The organism is Succinivibrio sp., assembly GCF_045124615.1.
Taxonomy (GTDB): Bacteria; Pseudomonadota; Gammaproteobacteria; order Enterobacterales; family Succinivibrionaceae; genus Succinivibrio; species Succinivibrio faecicola.
Genome location: NZ_JBGVMC010000232.1, coordinates 1 through 5,643 on the forward strand (window position 1 = coordinate 1; position 5,643 = coordinate 5,643).

The window sequence follows — 5,643 nt, forward strand, 5'->3', positions numbered from 1 at the left end:
AAAGTGATCTTTTTATCAGTAAGCTCTTTGTTGATATTAACTTCATTAGTATTATCTAGACCAAGAGCACCACTAACATTAACTTCACCATCTTCACCTACAGTAAGTTTATTAGAATCAAGGTAAAGTCCACCTGTAGAAGTTAAGGTACCATCAACTTTAACTTCGGTAGCATTGCCGGTTTCGTCATCTCTACCCATCCATAGGATTCCGTTATTGGTTAATTTTCCGCCTTTATCGATGGATAATTTTTCATAAACATCTAACTTACCTAACTTACCGCCATCAGCAGCTACAGTTACAGCACCTTTTGCACCGATTTCTAAGGTATCAATAGATGTAAAATCTGCTTGATTGCTTTCATCACCTTTAAAACCATCTTTAATCCAAGCAGGTTGTGTCTTTACAGTAAGAGTGGCAGTGTTTTCACCATTAACGCCAACCTGTACTTTGTTTAACCAAATGCCAGTGGTCTTAGCTTCATCACTTGTTTTATTAGCAATGGTTAAGGCTGCATCTGAAGCCTCACCATTGATAGTAAGGTTAGCAAAGGAAGACTCATCCTTAGAATCGATAACAATGTTTTCAGCTTGAGCTTCACCACCAATCTTGTGGTCAGCACCACCAGTGATAGTAATCTGCTGAGCACCTTTAATTTCAGCAGATGTTTGAATATTTAGAACACCAGTTGTACCATCTAAAGCAATAGCACCTTCACCAGTTTTTACTGCAGCATCCCAAGTTTCAACTTTTTGTGCTTCAGCATAAGCTGAAGTAACAGTAGTAGCTAAAGCAGCAGCAACTGCGAAATTCTTAATCCAAGCGTTCTTTAAAATACCTCTATATTGGGCTAGAAGCATGGTTAAAGCGCCACGAGTGAGTTTAATCATATATATATCCTTTAAAAAATATAAAGTTCACATTTGTTCGTACATCTAGTTTTATGACTAGTATGCTTTTGTCGAACAAGTCTATTTTTACGCCTAAAAAAAAAAACAAGTCTATTTTTTATTTTTGTGTATTTTTTGGTTCATTTGTCACACATTTTCAAAACCTTTACAAAAAATTTGTGATTTATGTACAAATGGATTGATATATATGCCTTTTATCGTTTCTTTTAGGTTTTCAAGGTGTTAAAGAAAAACCAAACAATTCCTTTTTCTGCCAAATGATTTAGCTGATTTCACAGTGAATTAGTTTTTCATAACGCGATTTTTATGTTGTTTTGTATAATGTTTCTTGATAAATCAATACAATTCGACAGTTGAATAGATTATTTAGAATAGATAGTGTATAAATATATATTTTTTATACACTGCATAAAATTTGTGCTAGAATTAAAAAAACTCACCCATATAAGAGAGACATCATGACAAGTATTACTTCATCATTGCTACTTATGTTAGTTATTCTTCTGACAGGATTTATTGGATTTCTTGTATTTTCACTTCTAAAACAAAAGCAGGAAAAAACTGAAGCTGAAGTTGAAAAGGCAAGCCTCTATTCAACTTTACAAGGAATTGAAAAAAGCCGTACTGATTTACAATCAAAGATAGCTATTCTTGAAGAACAGCTTGTTTTTGCACAAAATGAAAAATTACAGCTGGTATCTGATTTGAATGTTCAAAAGAATACTTGTCTTAATTATGAAAATGAACTGACTGAGCTTAAAAAACTCAATCAGGAACTTGATAGTCAGAATAGAGAGCTAATTGCAAAGAATTCTAATCTATCTGCAAAAATCAACACATCTGAACAGCTTTTTGATGAGCAGCAAAAACGATTTGATGCCTCTTATAAGGAATTACAAGAACAGCTTAAAGTCATGGGCCATGAGCTAGTAAAAAATGCATCTGAGGATTTGAACAAAAACTCAAATCAGACATTATCAACAGTTGTTAATCCTTTAAAAGAAGAATTAACCAATTTCAAAAAACTCTTAAATGACAGCCAGGAAACCACTGCAAAACGTCATGGAGAACTGCAAAAGGAAATTGAACTACTTGAAATGAGCCACTCTACTCTATCAAAACAGGCTGAAGATCTGACAAAAGCATTAAGACAGGGTGGTAAATCTCAAGGTATGTGGGGAGAACTGCAGCTTGAGAGAGTTTTAGACAGCGCAGGTTTAGTAAAGGGTATTGAGTATCAAAGAGAAGTTGCAGGCTTCAATGCTTCAGGTGATCGAGGCAGACCTGATGCTGTAGTATTTCTTCCTGAGAAAAAATGCATCATAATCGATGCAAAATGCTCTATTACTGCATATATTGATTACATAAATGCATCAGATGATGCCCAAAGAAGCTCAGCCTTAAAAGATCACTGCCAGTCAATCAGGAAACATCTTGATGAACTGATTAAAAAGGATTACAGCTCATATGAACAGATGAATTCACCTAGTTTTGTATTCATGTTCGTACCTGTAGATGATGCACTATCAGTTGCTCTAAGAGACGATCCTACAATGTATGACAAGGCTGCAAAAAACAAGATTTACCTTGTATCTCCTTCCTCTTTGATGCCATCATTGAGAGTTGTTTCAAATCTTTGGATCCTATCAGAGCAGACTGAGCATATGAAAGATCTCGCAAAATTAGCTCAGAGAATTATCTCTAAATTCTCTAATATTGAATCCTCTCTTGATGATGCTATCAAAGCTGGTAACAAGTTCCAGAGTGCAATTCATGAAGTTGATGCAAGACTTAGAAATGGTAAGGACAACTTAAAGACCATGCTCTCAAGATTTGATGAAAACTCAACTAGAAAATTCAAAGAGCTTGAGGGGGTTACTATAGATGCTGCCAAAGAGCAGCTTACTGTACTGGATTAGTATAGTTACTGGATCACAAACGGATCATATTTTGTATGATCCGTTTTTTTTTGTTGTTTTGTTTTATGTGCGATTATTATCCTCGCATATAGTGTGAGCCCTTAGCGATTCCAAGAACGCCTGAACGTACAACCTCAACAACCTCTGCAAGCTTGCACAGAGTCTGAATAAAGTTATCAGTCTGCTCTGAGGTACCTACATACTGAAGAGTGAAGATCTCTGCATTGACATCAATGATTTCTGCTTTAAAGATATCAGCAAGGCTTTTTACCTCATCTCTTACATTTCTGTTGGGAGTTGATACCTTTACAAGGATCATTTCGCGCTCAATTCCACCTTCAGTTTCTTCTTCAAGGGCAGATACTCTGTACACACATACAAGCTTGTGAAGCTGCTTTGTGATCTGCTCTGCCTCATCAGCATCACCTGTTGTTAAAATAGTGCAGCGAGACAAGGTAGGATCGTCAGTTGGAGCAACTGTTAAACTGTCAATGTTGTATCCACGCTGAGAAAACAGACCTACAACACGTGAAAGAGCACCAGCCTCATTCTCTAATAAAATTGAAATAACGCGTCTCATTAGCACTCCTCCTCATTTAACATCATATCAACCATTGATCCGTTTGCTCTCTGCCAAGGCATAACCTTAGTATTGATATCTGTAATAACATCAACTAATGTAAATTCATCTGAAAGCAGAACTTCCTTAATAGTGCTTTCAAGATCATCACGTTTGGTAATTCTGATACCCTTAAATCCATAAGCCTGAGCAAGCATTACAAAATCAGGATTTCCGTCAAGATTGGTTGCACTGTAGCGTCTGTCATAGAATACAGTCTGGAACTGACGAACCATTCCAAGTACTGAATTGTCAAGTATAAATACCTTAACTGGCAGATTATACTTACGGCATACAGCAAGCTCCTGCATATTCATCTGGAATGAACCGTCACCTGAAATACAGATTACCTTTGCATCAGGAAGAGCAAACTGAGCACCGATTGCAGCAGGGAAACCAAGTCCCATTGTTCCAAGACCTCCAGATGTTAAAAAGTGTCTTGGAGTTTCAAACTTGAAATACTGAGCTGTGAACATCTGATGCTGACCAACATCAGTTGTAACATATGGATCAAGATTCAGCTCATGAGAAAGTCTTGAAATGCATTCAATAACTTCCTGTGGTCTTATTACATCCTCAGGCTTCTTATATGAAAGACATTTCTTTGCTCTGTACTCTTCAATCTGAGTCCACCAGGCATACAGTGCTGGATTTACCTTTGCATCTAGCTCGTTGAGAGCCTGAATAACCTGATTTAATACGGTCTTTGCATCACCTACGATAGGTACATGTGCCTGAACTGTTTTTGAGATAGAAGCAGGATCAACATCAATATGAATAATAGTAGCTTCTGGACAGAATTTTGAAACCTTGTTGGTTGCTCTATCAGCAAATCTGGTACCAACAGCAAAAATAACATCTGAATGATGTAAAGCCTCATTTGCCTCATAAAGACCATGCATGCCAAGCATACCAAGATACTGACTGTCAGAGCATGGATAACCGCTGATACCCATAAGTGTACTTGCTACAGGCAAATTCAGTTTCTTTGCAATGGTCATTATCTCCTGTGTAGCATTGCCCTGTACAACACCGCCACCAATGAGCATTACAGGCTTTTTAGCATCGCAAAGCAACTTTGCAGCTCTCTTAACCTGACCTTTATGACCAAATACTGTTGGATTGTATGAACGGATAGAAACGTCAGATGTTGGATCATAATCAAAGAAATATGAACGGTTCTGACAGTCCTTTGGAATATCAACTACAACAGGCCCTTTTCTTCCTGTTGAGGCAATATAAAAAGCCTTTCTTAAATTCTTTGCAATATCCTCAGGCTTCTTGCATAAGAAACTGTACTTAACAACAGGACGAGTAACCCCCATGGTATCAACTTCCTGGAAAGCATCTGTACCAATTAAAGAGGTACTCACCTGACCTGTAATAAGAACCAGAGGAATAGAATCACCATATGCAGTTGCAAGTGCTGTAACGGTATTTGTAGCACCAGGACCTGATGTTACGATGGCAAAACCAACCTTACCTGTTGCTCTTGCATAACCATCTGCCATATGAACAGCGCCCTGTTCATGTCTTGCAAGTGTATGAGTGATCTTTTCTGAATCAAGTAATTCGTTATATATATCTGTAACAGCAGCTCCTGGATATCCGAAGATCCTTGTAACGCCCAGATCTTCAAGTACTCTTACTACCTGCTGTGCACCATTTAGCTGTTCCATATTTCAATTCTCTTTTTAAACTGTCTGTATTTTACACTATTAGCTATTTATTTTTCAGTTATTCTTACTTTTCCTAGTACATCATCACGAGTAGCAATAAAAGGTGTTAACGCGATCCTGTTTTCCTTAAAAACATTGAGTAGCTCTTCTGCTGAGTGATGTTTTCTATAATTAAGTTCAAAAGGCTTTAAAGGTATCAGCTGATAAAGTTTAATGACTTTATCTTCAAGCTTTATCTGCTGATAATCATCATTAAAGTCACCAAGAGCACTTAACATAACCGCATTAAAGGAAGTATGAGCACTAAAACCGTTTTCCTTTTCAAGGTAATAACCAAAGCCTACATACTCTTTTCTGACAGCAAGATATTTTAAAACCTCAATCATCATGAATATTTCAAAATTTCCAGTATGCTCTGGATTGAATCTGTACTCTTTTGGAAGAGGTAACATAACCTCATAATACTCAGAAAAACTTTCTGTTTTCTGCTCTATATTGGACATTCCTACAGAGAT

Annotated in this window: 5 protein-coding genes; 1 reads left to right on the top strand and 4 read right to left on the bottom strand. The window is 36.9% G+C overall.

The features are described from left to right. On the bottom strand, window positions 1-890 hold an 890-nt coding region (locus tag ACJML3_RS06095; protein ID WP_406021529.1), incomplete at its 3' end, for a hypothetical protein. Between the two features lie 479 nt (window positions 891-1,369). On the opposite strand from ACJML3_RS06095, the gene rmuC reads away from it, so the two are divergent. Then, window positions 1,370-2,830, top strand: coding sequence for a DNA recombination protein RmuC (gene rmuC / locus ACJML3_RS06100; protein ID WP_406021531.1), 1,461 nt, complete (start codon window positions 1,370-1,372; stop codon window positions 2,828-2,830). 76 nt (window positions 2,831-2,906) lie between these two features. Here the strand turns inward: rmuC and ilvN are convergent, their stop codons facing one another. From ilvN to ACJML3_RS06115, 3 genes are all read right to left on the bottom strand, one after another. Further along, window positions 2,907-3,410, bottom strand: a complete 504-nt coding sequence (ilvN, locus tag ACJML3_RS06105; protein ID WP_406021533.1) for an acetolactate synthase small subunit — start codon at window positions 3,408-3,410, stop codon at window positions 2,907-2,909. After that, the gene (ilvB, locus tag ACJML3_RS06110; protein ID WP_406021535.1) at window positions 3,410-5,128 is read right to left on the bottom strand and encodes a biosynthetic-type acetolactate synthase large subunit; all 1,719 of its coding nucleotides are present in this window, start codon (window positions 5,126-5,128) and stop codon (window positions 3,410-3,412) included. Before ilvB ends, ilvN begins: the two co-directional genes overlap by 1 nt. 47 nt (window positions 5,129-5,175) lie before the next feature. Continuing rightward, a partial coding sequence (locus tag ACJML3_RS06115; protein ID WP_406021537.1) for a suppressor of fused domain protein occupies window positions 5,176-5,643 on the bottom strand: 468 nt, incomplete at its 5' end.

Bases quoted from the DNA above. Each gene is read 5' to 3' on its own strand.
- rmuC (WP_406021531.1), top strand. From the start codon at position 1,370: ATGACAAGTATTACTTCATCATTGCTACTTATGTTAGTTATTCTTCTG.
- ilvN (WP_406021533.1), bottom strand. From the start codon at position 3,410: ATGAGACGCGTTATTTCAATTTTATTAGAGAATGAGGCTGGTGCTCTT.
- ilvB (WP_406021535.1), bottom strand. From the start codon at position 5,128: ATGGAACAGCTAAATGGTGCACAGCAGGTAGTAAGAGTACTTGAAGAT.